Genomic DNA, 17,541 nt, shown 5'->3' on the forward strand with positions numbered 1-17,541 from the left:
GGAGCAGCAGATGTCGGCACCAGAGGAGCCACCACGGCCACGGACGGCCAACTGGATCGTGACCGGGCTCATCGGGATGTTCGGAGTCGTCGGCTTCACCCTCGCCGTCCGGTCCGGGCGCACCGACAGCGCCCTGCTCTTCGTCGGGCTGCCAGTGCTGCTGGCGGTCGTCCTGGCGATGACGCCGGCCCGTACCGCCCACGGCCGGGTCTTCCTGTTCACCACCGTCTGCCTGCTGCTCGCCTCGGTGGCGCTGCAGGAAGGCGCGGTCTGCGTGATCCTCGCGGCGCCGCTGGTCTACGGGGTCGTGCACGGCACCACCGCGCTGATCCACTGGTGGCGGAGTGCCAACCGGCCCTACTACGCGGTCGCGGTGCTGCCGCTGCTGCTCGCCGGCGGGGTCGAGGGCAGCACCGACGGGCTGCGGATCGACCCCGAGCAGTCGGTGCAGGTCGTCCGCCGGATCACGCTGCCGGCCGACCAGTTCGCCGAGCGGATCGCCGCCGGCCCGAAACCCGTCCCGGTACGGTCGGTGCCGCTGCGGCTGCTCGGCGTACCGCTGCCCCGGCAGGTCTCCGGCGACGGGCTGGCTGTCGGCGACCGGTGGGTCTTCGCGTACCACGGCAGCTCACACGGGCCGGGCGGGCACCTGGTCGTCGAGGTCGAGCGGGCCGAACCGGGCCGGATCGGCTTCCGGTTCACCGAGGACACCTCGATCACCGCCCGTTGGGTGACCTGGCGACGGGCCGAGCTGAACTGGCGAGCCGTCGACAGCGGACAGACCGAGGTCCGGGTCACCGCTGCCTACCAGCGCGGCCTCGACCCCTCCTGGTACTTCGGCCCGGTCCAGGACGCCCTCATGCACGAGGGCGCCGGCCACCTGCTCGACATGCTGGCCCTGACGTGACGACGGTGCGCTATCTCTGCCTGCTGGTGCCGTTGGCGCTGCTGCTCGGCGCGGCCCGCCTCGACCAGCGACGTCACCCCGCACCGGACCGGCGGCGGGACGTCCGGCTGGCCGCCCTGCTCGCCGGGATCGCGGCGGCGGTCGGGATCGCCGCCCTGCACGAACTGTCCCGGCTCACCGGCTGGTACACGTTTGCCGAGGTCGACGGCACGTTCCGGGGCATGCCGGTCGACCTGTGGCTCGGCTGGGCGGTGCTGTGGGGACCCGTACCGGTGCTGCTGCGCCGGGTGGTGCCGGTACCGGCCGCCCTCGGCCTGCTGCTCTGGCTCGACGCGGTGACGATGCCCGAGCTGGCGCCACTGGTCCGGCTCGCCCCGAACTGGCTGGTCGGCGAACTGGTCGGTCTGCTGCTGGTGGCGCTGCCCGCCCAACTGCTCGGCCGGTGGAGCGCCGACCGGCGGCAGCTGACCGCCCGGGTGCTGCTCCAGATGGCCGTCTTCACCGCGGTCACGCTGTGGCTCGTACCGACCGCCGTCTTCGAGTACGGCGACGGCTCCTGGGCACGGCTCACTGCTCTGCCGGCCGACCGGCTGTTCCTGCTCGCCCAGGTCGGCCTGCTGGTCGCCGTACCGGCACTGGCGGCGGTACGGGAGTTCGCGGTATGCGGCGGCGGCACCCCGTACCCGTGGGATCCGCCCCGACGGCTGGTCACCACCGGCCCGTACGCCTACCTGGCGAACCCTATGCAGGTCAGCGCCGTCGGCCTGCTGCTGCTGATCGCGGCGTCCACCGGCAGCGGCTGGCTCGCCGTGGCGGCGTTGGCCGCTGTCGCGTTCGGGGTCGCCGTGGCCGGCCCGCACGAGCGGCGGTACCTCGACCAGCGGTACGGCCCGGCCTGGCGGGCGTACCGGAGTCAGGTCCGGGACTGGTGGCCGCGCTGGCGGCCGTACCCGTCGCCGGTCCCCGCGTCCGACCCGCCGCCGGCGGTGCTCTGGATCGACGCGGACTGCGGGACCTGCCGGGCGGTGGCCGGTTTCCTCCACCGACGGCGCCCGCACCGGCTGGTGATCAGGCCTGCCGCCGAGCATCCCGAGGTGCTGTGGCGGGCCCGGTACGAGGGCGGCGACGGCCGCACCGAACGGGGGGTGGCCGCCGTCGCCCACGCACTGGACCATGTCAACCTGGGTTGGGCCGGTGTCGGCTGGTCACTGCGACTGCCGGGAGTGGCCTGGCTCGCCCAGGCGGTCACCGATGCGATGATCGCACCGCCGCACCCGGCCCGACCGGGCGGCGACGCCGCCCCGGCACGGCACCCGGCGGGCGGCACCGTCGTGGCGCGAGGCCCGGCCGGCCGGCGAGGAGAGGGATGTCCGACACCAAACAGCGACTGCTCGACGGGGCGCTCGCCGCAGTCAGCCAGCACGGCATCGCCGGCGTGTCGGCGCGTACCATCGCCGCCGCCGCCGGGGTGAACCAGGCGCTGATCTTCTACCACTTCGGTACCGTCGACGATCTCCTCGCCGCCGCCTGCACGACCAGCACCGCCGCCCGGGTGAGCCACTACGCCGACCGGTTCGCCGAGGTCGCTACGCTGCGAGAGCTGCTCGACGTCGGCCGGGACCTGCACGACCAGGAGAAGGGCCTCGGGCACGTCTCGATCCTGGCCCAGCTCCTCGCCGGGGCGCAGCGGGACGAGCGGCTCGCCGCGCCGACCGCCGCCGCGCTGCAACTCTGGATCAACGAGATCGAGTCGGTGCTGCGTCGGGTGCTCGCCGGCTCACCGTTCGCGGAGATCGCCGACATCGGCGGACTGGCCCGGGCGCTCTCCGCCGCCTTCGTCGGGCTCGAACTCTACGAGGGCGTCGACGCCGACGGCGCCGGGCAGGCGTTCGCCGCCCTCGAACAGCTCGCCGTCCTGGTCGACGTGGTCGACAATCTCGGCCCGGTGCCGAGGCGGGCGGTGCAGGCCGCCGTCCACCGGGTCGCCGGCCGCCACGGTCACCGCAATCCGGAGCCGACCGGCCCGAAAGAGCGCCAACGCGGCCGTCGCTCCTGAACGTGATCCAGAATTGCCGGGAACACACTCCGGCCGGCGGTTGTCGGCGACACGTCGGCTCGGCGGGTGACCGCATGGAGATCGCGGGTTGGGGCTGGGCAGCACGGACTGGTTGTCGAGGTCGCCGCGCCGCGCCGGGAAGGTCGACGTCGCCAGTCGGGCGGTGGCCGTGGTCACCGGCCGCAACATCGCCATACCAACCCTTGCCACGTACTGGGCGCGGGCCCGGCACGGGTGGCGGGTCACGGTTGCCGCCGACATCCGCACCGGGCTCACCAGCACGGACCTGATCATCACCGTCACCCCGGCGACCGAACCGCTCGTCCGCGTGGACCGGCTACCCGACGGGGTCCACGTCACCGCCGTCGGTTCCGACGCCCCCCACAAGCGCGAGCTGGGTCTTGACGTCATCGCCCGCGCCGACCGCATCGCCGTCGACGACCACACCCAGGCCTGCCGCCTCGGCGAACTCAAACATCTCGATGACGCGACACTCGCCTCGCTGCCCGTCGTCACACTCGGAGCCGTTCTTGCCGGTACGGCGCCCGGCCGCACCAGCGACACCGACGTCACCATCGCCGACCTGACCGGCCTCGGCATCCAGGACACCGCGCTGGCCAACGTCGTCGTGCGCCGGCTGGAAGGGTGTCGGTTACACGGGTAGAACCTCTCACTGGACGGTGCGGCGGGCACGATGACGCCGGTGAGGCGAGCGCGATGATGCACCCTCGCGGACCGGTTCATGGATAACGAGCCGAATACCGATCGATAACGCGGCCGGGCAGGTTTGTCGGCGTAACGATCGGAGACCCGTCCGGTCGTTCAGTCGATCGGAAAGGGACAGACCGATGACGGAGACAGCAGCCGTACAACGCGGACCCGACGTCGAGTACCAGCTCGTCATCACTCTCGACGCGCCGCCGGAGGAGGTGTTCCGGGCGTGGACCGACCCGGAGCGCCTCACGCACTGGTTCGCGCCGCATGGCTTCAGCACTCCACGAAAGCACATCGACCTCGACGTCCGGCCGGGCGGCTCCTGGCAGGCAGAGATCTGGCGCGACAACGCGCCGGCGTCCCGGCTCAGCGGCACCTACGTCGACGTCGATCGGCCGGAGCGTCTGGTGTTCACCACCGGCGACCCGAGTAACCGCGACGGAACCCCGGCATCGGTGGTGACCGTCGCGTTCGTCGACCTTCTCGGCCGCACCGAGATGCGGTTCTGCCAGGCGGGGTACCACACCGCGCCGGCCCACGCGGACCGCGCACGGGCCGGCTGGGTCCAATTCTTCGAACGGCTCACCGCGTACCTCGAGGCCGATCATCCTGAGTGAGGAGATTCGTGTCGAGAGTCCGTAGCCCACGGAGGTCACAGGCACCAGGACAGCGACGAAAGTGCCGACGCTGATGTCGTTCGCGGGGGCGGGAGCCGTTGGAGCCGCTCGCATCAGCGGTGGCAACAGGCGCCCGCCCGAGCGGTCCCAGCCCCAGCCCCGTCACGTCTCCATTGCTGCGGGTACGCCTGAGATCCTCGAGGAACGCGGCTCGGAGCCGGTCCACCACGACCGGGGAACCAGGACCGGCGCGAGCGCGTGGTCGCGTACGAGGCGCCAACGGGGGTGCTGCTGTCGACCTATCTGGCGCACCGCGCGCCGACCAGCCCTGCCCGTAACCCGCTGTTCTTGTCGGAGTACGACGGCGGCCGCGGCCCGGCCGAGGCGGGAGCGACTCACCAGTACGTCGGCGTACCCGCGTTGAGCCTCCCCCGGTACACCCACCAGCACATCAGTTGGAAGCCCAACAGGACGGGGAGCAGCGGTAGGGTCAACCAGCCGAGCAACGACAGGGTCGGCTCGCTGGCGGCGGCCTGCCGGACGGTCAGCCCCGCCGCTGGATCGAGGCTGGACGGCAGAGCGTACGGCAACAGTGCCGCCCCGATCAGCAGCACCAGCACGGCGAGCGCCGCGGAGGTGGCGGCGAACGCGAGGACCGCCCGGTGCCGGGCGAACGCCCACCGGGCGACGAGCAGGGCCACGGACGGCACCAACGGCAGCAGCACCGCGGCGGCGGGCTGCTGCACGCTCTGCCGTACCCGCTCCGAGAGCAGGCCCAGCACGGTGGCGACGACGAGCGCGACGAGCGCGACGGGCACCAACCGGTGCCCGAGCAGGGCGAGCCGGGCGGCCGGCTCGACGGGCAGCCGGAGCGCGAGCAGGGCGGCGCCGTGCACGGCGATCAGCCCGGCCAGGGCCAGACCTCCGGCGAGGACGAACGGGGTGAACACATGACCGACGCCCTCGACGTGACCGACCCCGGTCAGCGGTACGCCCTGTAGCCATCCGGCCATGACCGCACCCCAGCCGAAGGCCGCGAGAAAGCTACCGGTGACCACGACGTGATCCCAGCCGTGCCGGTTCCGGGCAGTCGTCGGGCGGCTGCGCATAGGTACGGCGGCGGTCACCACGACCACCCCCACCAGGGCGAGCAGGACGGCAGGATAGAGGCCAGCCAGGAACTCCCCCTCCAGCGCGGGAAAGGCGCCGAACAGGATACCGACGGCCGCGACGAGCCAGACCTCGTTGCCGAGGAAGAACGGGCCGAGCACGGCGAGTGTGGCCCGGCGCGGTTCCGCTTCGGTGCCGGGAGCCCGCCTACCGTGCGCCGATCCGACGTCCGCGTTGGATACCGACCGGGCGGTACGGGTGAGCAGCATGCCCACGCCATAGTCGTATCCGCCGAGCACCAGATATGTGGCGAAGAACAGACCAAGCAGGAAATACCAAACTTCCGGCATCTCTGTCAGCGCTCCTCGACGGCGAAGACGGATTCGGAGGCGTCGTCGGACGGCTCGCTCGGCGGCCGTTCCGGAGCCCGGCCGAGCGCCAGATCGCCCACTCCCCGGGCGGCATGCCGGACCAGCAGTACCCAGTTGGCGACCGCGAGAGCGCCGAGCAGCGAGGTCAGACCCAGGTACGAGGCGAGCAAGGTGGGCTGCCCGACGGGACTCATCGCGTCGGCGGTGGGCAGCAGGCCGTAGACCGCCCAGGGGTACCGACCGATTTCGCGGACCAGCCATCCGGCGATCGCCGCGACGAACGGTAGCGGGGTGACCAGGAGGATCAGGTACAGCGGGAGGCGGAGCCGGATGATCCAGTTGCGGTAGAAAAGCGGCAACAGGAAGACCCCGAGGCCGAGGACGAGGCCGAGGGTTGTCATCAACTCCAGCGGCGTCACCAGCCACTCGGGTGCGTGGTAGTCGCCCGGGCCGAACTGTGCGGTCCACTGGTCGACCAGCGCCGCCGCCTCGGGTGTATCCGCGTTGAATTTGGTCGGCTGCACCGGGCCGACGGCCGGATACTGCGCGAACCCGAAGCCCGACGTGAACACCGCGCCGAACGTGCCGGCGACCAGGCCGATCCGCAGTGACGTCCGGAAGACGGCGAAGTCGGCGGTCCGGCTGATGAGGTGCCAGGCGCTCACCCCGGCCATCAGGAAACCGCCGACCATCAGCGCCGCTCCCAGCACATGCGGCAGCGCGAAGATCAGAGTGCGGTTGCCGACCAGGGCGGAGAAGTCGGTGAGGTGGGCGACTCCGTCCCGAACCTCGTAGCCGACCGGATTCTGCAACCAGGAGTTCGCCACCATGATCCAGAACGCCGAGGCGTACGCCGTGATCGCCACGCCCCAGAGCAGGGCCAGGTGCACCCCGCGCCGCAGTCGGTGCCAGCCGAATATCCACATGCCGAGGAAGGTGGACTCCAGAAAAAACGCGGCCAGTGTCTCGATCGCCACCGGTACCCCGAAGACGTTGCCGACGTAGCGGGACAGCCCGCTCCAGTTCAGTCCGAACTGGAACTCCATCACGATGCCGCTGGCGATGCCGAGGACGTAGTTGATGACGTACAAGGTGCCCCAGAAGCGGGTGAGCTGTTCGTATATCGGTTTCCTGCTCACGAACCACGCGGTCTGCAGGTAGACCAGCAGGGTCACCAGGCCGAGCGTCACGGCGACGAAGAGGAAGTGGATTGATCCGGTCGTGGCGAACTGCAACCGGGCGAGCAGTAGCGAATCCATGAGGGCCTTCCGCGGTGATCGTGGCTGCGGAGGAAGCTACCGGCGGCCAGGAGCCGATGCGTACCGCGTTTGCGGTACTAGTAGTACTCCAGCCGCATCTGCGCGAAGGAGCATTACCGCGGGTCAACAACATGATGGTGTCGTCCTGGCATCGCTCCGGGCCGGAACCGTCGGGCAGGTGTGCCCGACGCCGAGCGGGGAATCACCGGCTGTTCGCCGCGTACGGCGTGGGGGTCGACCATCGCTCGCGGTGCTTCGGGAACCGGCTGGAACGCGACGACGGGGGCGGTCATGTCGAAAAGTTCTCCAGCGACCACAACCGTGGGCGAACTGCTGCTCAGCCGGCTGGCCGATCTCGGCGTACGGCACATTTTCGGGCTGCCCGGCGACTACAACATGGAGTTCCTCGACCAGATCGAGGCGTACGACGGGATCGACTGGATCGGCAACTGCAACGAGATGAACGCCGCGTACGCGGCGGACGGCTACGGACGGCTGGCCGGGATCGCGGCGATGGTGACCACCTTCGGGCCGGGTGAGCTCTCCGTGGTCAACGGGCTGGCGGGGGCGATGGCGGAGTCGGTGCCGATCGTCTCGATCGTCGGCGGACCGACGATGGAGATCATGGACCGCCGAGCGTCGATGCACCACTCGCTCGGCGACGGCGACTTCGACCGGTGGGTGCGGATCGCCCGGGAGGTGACCGTCGCCCAGGCGACGCTGAGCCCGGGCAACGCCGACGCCGAGATCGACCGCGTGCTGGGCGAGTGCTGGACACAGCGACGGCCCGTCTACCTCCGGCTGCCGGGCGACGTCGCCCACCAGCCGGTGGCGATGCCGGCCGGGGGGGGTGCCCCGCCCGCCGCCGCCCGGTGGGGCGCCCCCCGCGCCGCCCTCGAGAACGCCGCGCAGCGGTTGCTGGCCGGAGCGGTCTGCCCCGCCCTGCTGGTCGGGAACCTGCCGCTGCGGTACGGCCTCGGCGCCGAGATCGCCAGTTTCCTCACCGAGCGGCACTGGCCGGCCGCCACCCAGAGCCTCGGCCGGGGCCTGATCGACGAGAGCAGCCCGAACTACGTCGGCATCTACAACGGCGGCGACAGCGTGGAGCCGGTCCGACAGGTGATCGAGGGCGCGGACGTACTGGTCTGTGTGGGGACGAAGTTCTTCGACTGGGACGGGCTCTTCACCGCCGACCTCGACCCCCGGAGGATCATCACCATCGGCCGAGGTAGTTGCGCGGTGGCGGGACAGATCTTCGAACCGGTCGCCCCGGACGCCGCGCTGGCCCGGCTGCACACCATCGCCCCGACCCGCTCGGTCGACTGGCCGACGGCCGCCGACCCGGGACGCGCGCCGGACGCCCGACTCGACCCGGCCAGCAACCGGCCGATCACCCAGGCCCGGTTCTGGCCGGCCCTGGCGACGATCCTCGAAGAGGGCGACATCATCGTGCCGGAGACCGGTACGTCCTCCTTCGGGGTGGGGTCGATCCGGCTGCCCCGCAACGCGGTCTGCGTACAGGCACCGTTGTGGGGTGCGATCGGGTACGCGATCCCGGCGGCGTTCGGCGCCGCGACGGCGAGCCCGGACCGGCGGATCGTCCTGATCACCGGGGACGGCTCGCTGCAACTGACCGTGCAGGAGATCAGCCGGATGATGGCCCTCGGTCAGCGGCCGATCATCTTCGTGATGAACAACGCGGGGTACACCGTCGAGCGGGTGGTCAACGGGCCGCACCAGCCGTACAACGACATCGACAACTGGCGGTACGCCGACCTGCCGGCCGTGTTCAACCGTGAGGTGGCGATCGACTCACACCTGGTCAGCACCGAGGGCGAGTTGGCGGACGTACTCGACCGGCTGCACGGGGTGCCGGCCCGGCCGACGGTGGTCGAGGTGCTCGTCGACCAGCAGGACCTGCCCGCCGGCATGCCGCAGTGGGGTAAGGAGACCACCGCCGTCGACTACCAGACGACGCTGCGCGCGGAGCCGAAACTCTCCTGGCGCGGCCTGCCCGGCTAGCCTGTGTCGAAGTCGTCAGAGCCGCGAGTACGGCCGTCGCGCCCGGCCCGGGACCCGGTTGGTCCAGCCCCGAGCTGTGCTGGTTCACGTCCCGGGTGATCTGCGCGACCGGCTTCCCCGCCTTCTGGGCGATCCGGACACTCCCGCCCGGAACTCCCGGTCGTACTTCTTGCGCTTCCGGACACTCCCGCACGGAACTCCCGGTCGTACTTCTTGCGCTTCTGGCACGTGTCGGCCCTGATCGTCGACGTCGCTAGCCTCAGGGGGGACCTCGGCAGATCGAGGAAGGAGGAGGTCGTGGCCTTGCGGTTCGAGCATCGCGACACCGAGCTCGACGTGAGCCTCGTCGACCGCGTGTGGCGCAGCCGCTCTGACGCGGAGGAGACGATGACGTCCGCAGCACGCACCTGCTGGCATCTGATCCTCTCGCGGGGGCAGGGACGCCTACTCGCCAGCCTGCGCGGGCCGGAGACGAGGGCGACCACGGCACCGGTCCCGCCGGGCACCGAGTTCCTCGGGATCCGGTTCGCGTTCGGCGCGGTTCTCCGGCCGCATCCCGCAGCCTCGATCGTCGACGGGTACGTGCCGTTCCCGGTGACGGAATCGAGCAGGATCGTCATCGGGGGCGAGGGCTGGGAGGCGCCGACGTTCGAGAACGTCGAGCACTTCGTCCGGCGACTGCAGGACGCGGGTCTGCTGGTGCGATCGCAACTCGGGGACGAGGAGCAGGTCGCCGAGCATCTCGAAGCCAGCCCGACCGAGCGGACCCTGCAGCGTCGTTACCGAGCGATCACTGGACTGTCCCGAACCGCCGTACGGCAGATCGACCGCGCGAACGCCGCGGCCACGATGCTGCGCGACGGCCTTGACTGGCGCAGAGTCGTCGAGACGTTGGGGTACTTCGACCAAGCCCACCTCGCGCACGCGCTGCGTCGCTACGTCGGGTACACCGCACGCGAGCTGCAGGCGGGCCACTTCGCCGCGATGTCGTTCCTGTACAAGACCCGCCCTGGGCCCGGCAGCTAGCGTCCGTCTGCCAGCCAAACCTGGCCGGCTGTCCACGACCCGAATTCAGAGGAAAACCGTGCTGCTCAGCGTCAACACCTTTGTCAGTCTCGACGGCGTCATGCAGGGACCCGGAAATCCCGACGAGGACCGCTCCGGCGGCTTCGACCGCGGCGGGTGGCTCGTTCCGCACGCCTCGGCGCACACCAACGAGGTCGTCGAGAGCTGGTTCCGTGAGGCTGACGCGTTCCTCTTCGGCCGCACCAGCTTCGGCCTGCTCGGCGGGTACTGGCCGAAGGTCACCGAACCGGACAACCTGATCGCCACCAAGCTCAACACGCTGCCGAAGTATGTCGTCAGCTCCACGCTGACCGACGATGAAGCCGATTGGAACCCGACGACGGTCCTACGCGGTGACCTGGCCGACGAGGTACGCCGCCTCAAGGAGCTTCCCGGCAAGGAACTCCAGGTTCACGGAAGCTGGAAACTCGTGCAGACGCTGCACCAGGCAGGACTCGTCGATGTCTACCGGCTGCTCCAATTCCCCGTCATCGTCGGCACGGGGAAGCGTCTGTTCCCGGACGGATCGACGCCCGCGACGTTCGCAACCGTCGAAGAGAGCTCGCGCGTACTGCCCGGCGGCGTCGTCTCGCTGACCCTCAACCCCAAGAGCCTCGGCGCGATCTCCGCAGGCGCGTACACGGTTGACGAGGGGCGCTCGGCGACGGTCCTCGGCTGACATCGGTGCGCGACCGGCTTCGTGGCCCTGATCTCCGGCTGGGGGCCGAGTCGAAGTCGGTCACAGCCATTCGACGGCCCTGCTCGGCGGGTTCACTCGGTGGCCCTGCTCCGACGGCAGCGGGGATCGAGGCGGGCGACGACCGGTTCGCCGGGATGCCGGGCGGCGAGTTGCCGCAGGTGGTCGGTGGGGTCAGGCGGTTCGGCGGGCGGGACCGGCTGTTGCGGCACCCGCAGCGGATGATCCGGATCGACGGGTACGGTCGCCAGCAGCGCCGGCCCGAGAAAACGCAGGCAGTAGCCGACCGCCTCGGGCAGGCTCTGCCGAAGCGGTGGGCTGGCCGGGCCGAGCGGACTGTCCGGATCAACCACCTCGACCTGCCAGTGAACTCCGTGCACGAGCCGGGGGTCACCGGCGTTGTGCTGGTAGTCGGCGACGGTGACCTGTACCGCCAGGCCGAGGCCGTGGACGAGCCGGACAAGATCGGCCAGCGGCGGGGCGTCCCGGGGCACGGCGGCGACGATGACCCGCCCGGCGGGCCGTCCCCGACCGGCGGCGGCCAGGTACGCCGTGACCGGATTGCCGTGCGGGTCGCTGAGCGTCACGATGCCGTCCAGGAGGTCCTGGTCCAGGGTGTGTCCGGTCTCCGGGTCGGTCAGTTCGTCGGGACGTACCCCGAAGTTGTCGGCCCAGGTGCGGAGTCGGTGGCCTCCGGCGAGCTGGACCACCGGCTGACCGGCGGGTTGGGTCGCGACCAGCGTCGTCGGTCCGGTGCCGTCGTCCGGCCGCCAGTTCAGGTGTACGACCCGACGTTCGAGATCCGTGACGGTGAGCACCAGCCCCTGGTATCGCCGACCGGTCCCGCCACAGCCGTGGCAGCCGAGGAACCACTCCCGGGTGCCGCGACCGCCGCATGCGTCACAGGCGAGGTACGGGATCGGCTCACCGCGCCAACCCGGTGCCGGCGGTTCCCAGGTTCGGAGCAGGCTGGCCGTGGACCGGTGGGCGACCTGGCCGGTGTCGAGAACCCGGAAGCTGGTGCCGCGCTCCCCGGTGCGTAGCCGGGTGTGCCACCACCTTCCGTTCCGCCAGATCGCCTGGGCTCCGGCGCCGTCCCCGCAGTCCCCGACGATCCGACGTTCGAGCTGGTCGAGGTCGGTCGGCTCGGCGTGGATCGCGACGGCGACGGGTGGCGGTGGGTGGAGGAAGTGCGCCGGGGCGGTGCGGCAGCGTTCCGCGAGGTTGTCGAAGGCGTCGGCGACGGTGGTGTGCCGGACCGCCGTCGCCAGGTCGGGATGCTGGCCGTGCGGCCGGTCCGGCACCGCCGCCCCACTCGTCTCGAAGCGGATGTCCCAGGTCAGGGCGGTGGAACAGTCGGCCCGTACCTCGACGACCAGATCGAGGCAGAGCCGCTCGGCGAGTCGACACAACCGGTCGAGGCAGTTGCCGGCCTCGGTGACGGCGCCGTGCCCGACGAAGACCAGCCACGGCGCGTACGACCGGTTGGCCAGCGCCGCCGCCTCGATCCGGTGCCGGTCGGCGGCGGGCAGGTCCGGGCGCCAGTCGTACGGCAGCGGGATGCTGAGTTCACCGTCCGGGGCGGGTGGCCGTTCCGGGGTGAAGACCTCACGCAGGGTCGGCGGTGCGGCGTCGACCCGGGTGGCCAGGTCGGCCAGGACCGGCCCGAGCGCGATCTGCCAACCGCTGCCGCCGGGTGCGACGGTGGGCGGCACCGATCCGGGTACGACGCTCGCCGAGGCGACCGCACCGCTGTCGAGGTTCGCGACGGTGAGTACGAGCTGGGCGCGGAGCCGACCGTACCCGTGACACTCCCGGCACGGGCCGGCGACCGCGCCGTCGCCGCCGCACAGCTCGCAGTCCGGCCATGGGCGGCCCATGCCGGTCGCCTCCGACTGGCCGGCGTTCGAGTGGCCGACGTTCGACTGGTCGACCAGGAAGCCGCCGTTGCCGTCCCGACAACGGCACGGGTCGACAACGATGGTCGTACCGGTGCAGCGGGGGCAGGTGACGGTGGTTGTTGTCGTACCCGGATCAGGTGCCATCGTCACCCGCCGAGTCGTCCGGAAGGTCGTCGTCGGGGCCGGCGTCGCCGGGCCGGCTGGTCCGGAAGCAGGTGCCAACGTGGCCGGCCCTCAACGGGCAGCGCCGGCCGCCGTCGAGTAGCCGGTCGCAGAAGACCCGGTGTTGGGCCACCTGGTCGCCCTCCTCGGAGACCGTCGTCTCGCCGGGCGACAGCTCAGGCAGGAAGTGCAACGACCGGGTGAGGGTACGGGCCAGCAGTCGCGCCGAGTCGAGGTCGCGGCTGGTCACGGTGAGGTGGATGACGTACCTCTGGCGGGTCATGCCACCATCCGGGACCGGAACCGCGACTGCCAGTCGCGTAGCGCGTTCTTGATCCGGACGTTCTCCTCATGGGTACGCGCCAGCTCGGCGCGGAGCGCCACCAGCTCGTTGGCGACCTGGTCGAGGAAGCCGCGTACCTCGGTCGGGTCGAGCCCTCGCCGGGCGGGGTTGAACTGCCGGTGGCGTACCTGGGACTCACTGATCGCCCGGCGGCCCGCCGACCAGTAGTAGTTGGCACCCGTGTTGGGCGGCCGGCCCGGGATCGTGCGGGGCGCTGGTGCTGGGCTGGACCGGAACAGTCTGAGCAGTCTGCGCATGGGAGAGCACCTTCCGACGAGGTGGGAGAGGCGGCCCGGCCCGGCGGTAGGGGACACCGAGCCGGACCACCCGCCCTGCGACCGCAGCCGGGCGGCGAGTACGACCACAGGGCTGCCTACGAGCGGTCGGGACGGGCACGTTTCGGGTGTACGCCCGCCCCGACCATGCCGTTCTCAGTCGGGTTGCCGAACCAACTGGAGAGCGACGATGAGCAACCTACTACAGTAGGTACAGTAGGTCTAGAGATAGAAGAGTGTTCTTGCTGTAGTTATTGCAGCTAATCCAGTAGGTGAGGCATGATCAGGGTGCCGAACCAACTGGAGACACCCCATGCCCACACAGGAGCCGACGTTCCGACGGATCGTCAACGAGATCAGCGAGAAGATCAGAAGCGGGGAACTGACGCCTGGAACCAAGCTGCCGTCGACGAGTGAACTGGCTGACATGTACGACACGAGCACCGGGACGGTGTACCGGGCGCTCTCGCTGCTCCATGACCGGGACCTGATCATCGGCCAGCCGGGCCGGGGTACGTACGTGGCTGATCATTCAGGCAAGTAAGGCACGGCGACGCTTGCCGTCAACGCGGTCAGGACCGGTCGACCCGTACGGCGACCCAGTCGACCCGGTCGTCGTAGTTGATCTGCACGAGGACGGTGTCGGCCCGACCGGTCGCGATGACCAACCCGACCCGGCCGCCGGCAAAGGTGTGCGTGGCGATGCGTTCGTCCCCGGCCACGTCCCAGAGGGTCAGCAGCCCGGACTCGGTGCCGGTCAGGACGGAGCGGCCCTCCTCGACGAAATTGACGCCCCACACCCTGTCGTTCGGGGCGGCGGTCACCGTGCGGTCCAGTAGCGGCTTGCCCGACGTCGCGTCCAGGATGAGCAGGTGTCCGTCGACGGTGCCGAAAGCGACCTGCCGCTGGTCCGGGGAGATCGCGCTCGACCGGGGGTCACAGAAACAATCGAAGACCTGGGCGGTCGGGCTGTCGCCCCAGCGGGCGACGCGTTGGTTGGCGACCGCGGTGACGGTGGAACCCTCGATCGTGAACTGCGTGAACTCGCCCCCTTCGGAGCCGAGGGTGGCCTCCTCGGCGGCCAGTTCCCGGAGCTGGGCTCCGGTGCTGAGGTCGAAGACCGTCGCGACGAACCCGAGGTTGACCGCATGTGTTCCGTCGGCGGAGACCGCCACGTAGTAGCCGGGCCTGGGATCGTCGTCGTGCCGCACCTGCCAGGTCACCGAACCGTCGGTCCGCCCGTAGAAGAAGTCGTCGGGAGTGTTGACGATGGTGGCGGCATACGCGGAACCGTCCGACGAGAGCGCGACGTCGAACGTCCGCCTGCCCGGCATCTCGTGCAGGATCCTCGGGGCGGCGGTGGGCGTGTCCAGGAGCAGCACGTACCCGTCCTGGGTGCCGGCGAGCAGCCGTCCGTCGGCGGCCATCGCCAGCATCGACACCGCGTGGCCGTCGATCTGGTCGGGTAGGTCCGTGACCACGAGCGTGGGTGCCTCGACAGCGGCGGGTTCCGCGGTGCAGCCGGCGAGCAGTACGCCGAGTGCGACGGTCAGCCCAGGACCCACTCGCTTTCCCAGTCCCAGAGCCATTTTTCGCTCACCTCCTCCACGACGCTGGTGCGGAACGGCTTGCCCTGGTCGTCGATCCGGACGGTGGTCGACTCGCCGTTGACCACCACGTCGAGATCCATCACCCACTCGTACGAGGCGGTCTCGGTGCTCGCCCGAACCAGGAACGTCTCGGTTTCGCCCTGTTTGATGGAGAACGCGAACGGCCCACCCTCCTCGGACTGGTACTCGGCCACGGGGTTGGGGCGATCCAGGTCGATGGCCAGCCGCCGGGGTGAGACAGGTGAGCCGTACGGGCATTGCGCTTGGATGCCCGACATCGGGGCGGCCTTGCCGACCACCACCGCGCGAAGATTGGCGAGGTAGACGTCGTACCTGGCGTTGCCCTGCACGACGACCTGGAGTTTGCTCTCCCCGGCGTCGTACGAGCCGTTGGTCAGTGCCCAGTCGTGGAAGTCCCGGCAGCCCCTGCCGGGCTTGCCGATTGGAGCCCTGCCAGGGGGAAAGACGACGCTGATCCCGTCCTCGGCGTACGCGCCGACCAGCGCCGGGTTGGTCACCACCGAGACGATGACCGGGCGGGCGACCTCGACCTTCTGGTCGATCCGGGTCAGTGCGGCGGTGGTGGCCCAGGTGACGAGCGCCGCGAGGATGATCGAGAAGACGATGCCGGGCAACGTGCGCAGCCATCGCACGGCGCGCTGCGGTGCGGACTCCGGCGGCTGCGGTGCCGGCGGCGTTGCGGTAGACGGGGGCGTGGCTGACGACTCGGACAAGGCGCCCTCTCCAGACTGCACTGTGTACGCGTCACCGTGAGGGTAGACATCGGGTGGGACAACAGATGTCGGTTCCGCGACAGGGTACGCACTGATCCTTCGGTCAGTGTGGATCGCCTCGATTTCCGGCACCCACACCTGCACCGGGCGGCGGCGCCGACGACCGAAGGGGCGACCAGGGTCGACGGCACCCAGGACGCTGGTGCAGTCCCCGCGCCTGCTCAACAGGCACAGGTAGCGCATCCGCCGACGGCGGTGGCTTCTGAGCAGTCAGAGTGTCTACGGCAGAAATTCGTAGAAGTGCTCGGCCACCAGGCTCGTCATGGCGTGAGCGTCGCGGGATCCGTCCACCTCGATGACGCGGATGTTGAGGCGCTTGGCATTACGGACCGCGTCTTCGGCGAGCAGCCGGTCGCGCGCGATCCGGTTCCGTTGGGCGAGTTGGGCATCGCTGACGTCGATCCGGAGGGTGCCGGCGCGTGGTAGATACTGGAGCTGGTGCTGTCGGAATTCCTCGGTGGGCACCATGACCACCATCCGCTGCGGCGAGGAGATGAGCGGGGCGACGAGTTCGGGGCGAAGCCCCCACCCGTCCGCGATGATCGGGTGCGGCGACACGAGGGCGCGGAGGTCGTCCAGGACGTACTCGAAGCGTTCCACAAAGACTGAGCGGGCGCTCTCGACGGCCTGCTCGACTGTCGATCGGATCCACATGCTCTCCGCGTCGACCTCAGAGGGTGTTTCGCCGCGGCGTAGTTGCTGTGCTGTCCGGCGGTCCAGATGGCCTCGGGCGTCGTGGTAGTCGTAGTGGTAGTGGGTGAGGCCGTAACGGTCGGCCAGCATTCCGGCGACCGTGGATTTGCCGGCCCACTGGCCGCCACCGATCCAGAGAGCGTTCTGCAGGGTCGTGAATGGGTCCCAGGACATGGTGAAAGCGTGGTGCCGAGTCGCGACAAGATCAAGTCTTGTTCTTGCTGCTCGACGGTGGTTATCTATCCATAGGGAGAGATGTGTTCCGAGCTGGCCCTGAGGCGGGGCGTCGGTCAGTCGTTCCGGCCGCGTGCGCCGTCGTCCGGCACAGCGGTCAGGATCTGACCGGAACTGTTGCGAGGCTGCCGGGCATGAACAGTGAGATGCTGCTCCCGCAGCAGTTGGTCCCCGACGCCGCCGCCGTACTCAACCCGTTCGTGATCGTGGACGACGCGGCCGGTCTTGTCACCTTCGTCTCCGAGGTCTTCGACGTCCCGGAGACCGTTGAGGCGCGGACGCCGATGCCCGACGGCAAGCTGATCCATGCCCAACTGCGTCTCGGCAGCGTCGATCTGATGATCGCCGACCGGCTCGACGGCTGGCCGCTGCGGCCCGGTCTGCTCCAGGTGTGGGTTCGTGACGTGGCGACGGTGCTCAAGCGGGCCAACAACCATGGCGCCACCACCGTCACCGAACCGACCCCGTTCTACGGCGAATCGACGCTCGGCAGGATGCTCGACCCCTGGCAGAACATCTGGTGGCTCTGGGCGCCGGCACCGGGCCAGCCCGACCCGGTACCCCACTGGGACGGCGGCTCGGACGTCATCTTCGGCACGCTGGACAACACCCTCAGGTCGTTGACGAGCTGAACGGCCGGGAAGAGACACGTGCTCATGCCGTCGGCTCGGCCGCCTGAGTATCGGCGGCCCGGGCCGACGGCATGGCATC

At 70.2% G+C, this 17,541-nt stretch carries 17 protein-coding genes and 1 pseudogene; 10 read left to right on the top strand and 8 right to left on the bottom strand.

Features of this window, described 5'->3' with window-relative positions; all coding sequences use genetic code 11:
• Positions 1 to 10: 10 nt before the first annotated feature.
• The 5 genes and pseudogenes from V1633_RS12335 (at position 11) to V1633_RS12355 (ending at position 4,294) form a co-directional block, all read left to right on the top strand.
• Positions 11 to 907, top strand: coding sequence for an SRPBCC family protein (locus V1633_RS12335; protein WP_331214404.1), 897 nt, complete (start codon positions 11 to 13; stop codon positions 905 to 907).
• Positions 904 to 2,379, top strand: coding sequence for a methyltransferase (locus tag V1633_RS12340; protein ID WP_331214405.1), 1,476 nt, complete (start codon positions 904 to 906; stop codon positions 2,377 to 2,379). The genes V1633_RS12335 and V1633_RS12340 overlap by 4 nt, the downstream gene beginning before the upstream one ends.
• A pseudogene (locus V1633_RS12345) lies at positions 2,274 to 2,900 on the top strand (TetR/AcrR family transcriptional regulator); the annotation flags it as partial. The gene V1633_RS12340 and the pseudogene V1633_RS12345, both read left to right, overlap by 106 nt.
• Before the next feature lie 151 nt (positions 2,901 to 3,051).
• Positions 3,052 to 3,627, top strand: a complete 576-nt coding sequence (locus tag V1633_RS12350; RefSeq protein ID WP_331214407.1) for a hypothetical protein — start codon at positions 3,052 to 3,054, stop codon at positions 3,625 to 3,627.
• 184 nt (positions 3,628 to 3,811) lie between these two features.
• Entirely contained in the window at positions 3,812 to 4,294 is a 483-nt protein-coding gene (locus tag V1633_RS12355; RefSeq protein WP_331214408.1) for an SRPBCC family protein, read from the top strand.
• Between the two features lie 395 nt (positions 4,295 to 4,689).
• Here the strand turns inward: V1633_RS12355 and V1633_RS12360 are convergent, their stop codons facing one another.
• Complete coding sequence (locus V1633_RS12360; protein WP_331214409.1) at positions 4,690 to 5,754, bottom strand: cytochrome d ubiquinol oxidase subunit II; 1,065 nt, start codon at positions 5,752 to 5,754, stop codon at positions 4,690 to 4,692.
• A gap of 5 nt (positions 5,755 to 5,759) precedes the next feature.
• On the bottom strand, positions 5,760 to 7,034 hold the full coding sequence (locus V1633_RS12365) for a cytochrome ubiquinol oxidase subunit I (RefSeq protein WP_331214410.1): 1,275 nt from the start codon (positions 7,032 to 7,034) through the stop codon (positions 5,760 to 5,762).
• 291 nt (positions 7,035 to 7,325) lie between these two features.
• Between V1633_RS12365 and V1633_RS12370 the strand changes: the two genes are divergently transcribed.
• The 3 genes from V1633_RS12370 (at position 7,326) to V1633_RS12380 (ending at position 10,800) form a co-directional block, all read left to right on the top strand.
• Positions 7,326 to 9,056 (top strand): alpha-keto acid decarboxylase family protein, encoded by a 1,731-nt coding sequence (locus V1633_RS12370; protein ID WP_331214411.1) that lies wholly within the window; start codon positions 7,326 to 7,328, stop codon positions 9,054 to 9,056.
• A gap of 297 nt (positions 9,057 to 9,353) precedes the next feature.
• Positions 9,354 to 10,082 carry an AraC family transcriptional regulator gene (locus V1633_RS12375; RefSeq protein WP_331214412.1) on the top strand — a complete coding sequence of 243 codons (729 nt, stop codon included), beginning with the start codon at positions 9,354 to 9,356 and terminating at the stop codon, positions 10,080 to 10,082.
• Positions 10,083 to 10,140: 58 nt separating this feature from the next.
• Entirely contained in the window at positions 10,141 to 10,800 is a 660-nt protein-coding gene (locus tag V1633_RS12380) for a dihydrofolate reductase family protein (RefSeq protein ID WP_331214413.1), read from the top strand.
• A 92-nt stretch (positions 10,801 to 10,892) separates the two neighbouring features.
• Here V1633_RS12380 and V1633_RS12385 read toward each other — a convergent pair whose 3' ends face one another.
• From V1633_RS12385 to V1633_RS12395, 3 genes are read right to left on the bottom strand one after another with little or no spacing between them, the layout of a single operon-like run.
• Positions 10,893 to 12,869, bottom strand: coding sequence for a hypothetical protein (locus V1633_RS12385; protein WP_331214414.1), 1,977 nt, complete (start codon positions 12,867 to 12,869; stop codon positions 10,893 to 10,895).
• Complete coding sequence (locus V1633_RS12390) at positions 12,853 to 13,164, bottom strand: hypothetical protein (RefSeq protein WP_331214415.1); 312 nt, start codon at positions 13,162 to 13,164, stop codon at positions 12,853 to 12,855. Before V1633_RS12390 ends, V1633_RS12385 begins: the two co-directional genes overlap by 17 nt.
• Positions 13,161 to 13,481 (bottom strand): DivIVA domain-containing protein, encoded by a 321-nt coding sequence (locus V1633_RS12395; protein ID WP_331214416.1) that lies wholly within the window; start codon positions 13,479 to 13,481, stop codon positions 13,161 to 13,163. Before V1633_RS12395 ends, V1633_RS12390 begins: the two co-directional genes overlap by 4 nt.
• 331 nt (positions 13,482 to 13,812) lie before the next feature.
• Here V1633_RS12395 and V1633_RS12400 point away from each other — a divergent pair, with 331 nt between their 5' ends.
• Positions 13,813 to 14,043, top strand: coding sequence for a winged helix-turn-helix domain-containing protein (locus tag V1633_RS12400; RefSeq protein ID WP_331214417.1), 231 nt, complete (start codon positions 13,813 to 13,815; stop codon positions 14,041 to 14,043).
• Positions 14,044 to 14,071: 28 nt separating this feature from the next.
• Here the strand turns inward: V1633_RS12400 and V1633_RS12405 are convergent, their stop codons facing one another.
• From V1633_RS12405 to V1633_RS12415, 3 genes are all read right to left on the bottom strand, one after another.
• On the bottom strand, positions 14,072 to 15,064 hold the full coding sequence (locus V1633_RS12405; RefSeq protein ID WP_331214418.1) for a WD40 repeat domain-containing protein: 993 nt from the start codon (positions 15,062 to 15,064) through the stop codon (positions 14,072 to 14,074).
• A complete protein-coding gene (locus V1633_RS12410) occupies positions 15,049 to 15,762 on the bottom strand; it encodes a hypothetical protein (protein WP_331214419.1) in 714 nt (237 codons plus the stop codon). Before V1633_RS12410 ends, V1633_RS12405 begins: the two co-directional genes overlap by 16 nt.
• A gap of 360 nt (positions 15,763 to 16,122) precedes the next feature.
• A complete protein-coding gene (locus V1633_RS12415) occupies positions 16,123 to 16,770 on the bottom strand; it encodes a hypothetical protein (protein ID WP_331214420.1) in 648 nt (215 codons plus the stop codon).
• A gap of 194 nt (positions 16,771 to 16,964) precedes the next feature.
• Here V1633_RS12415 and V1633_RS12420 point away from each other — a divergent pair, with 194 nt between their 5' ends.
• Positions 16,965 to 17,462 carry a VOC family protein gene (locus V1633_RS12420; protein WP_331214421.1) on the top strand — a complete coding sequence of 166 codons (498 nt, stop codon included), beginning with the start codon at positions 16,965 to 16,967 and terminating at the stop codon, positions 17,460 to 17,462.
• The last annotated feature ends 79 nt before the right edge of the window (positions 17,463 to 17,541 follow it).

The sequence above is a fragment of the Plantactinospora sonchi genome, assembly GCF_036422035.1.
Taxonomy (GTDB): Bacteria; Actinomycetota; Actinomycetes; order Mycobacteriales; family Micromonosporaceae; genus Plantactinospora; species Plantactinospora sonchi.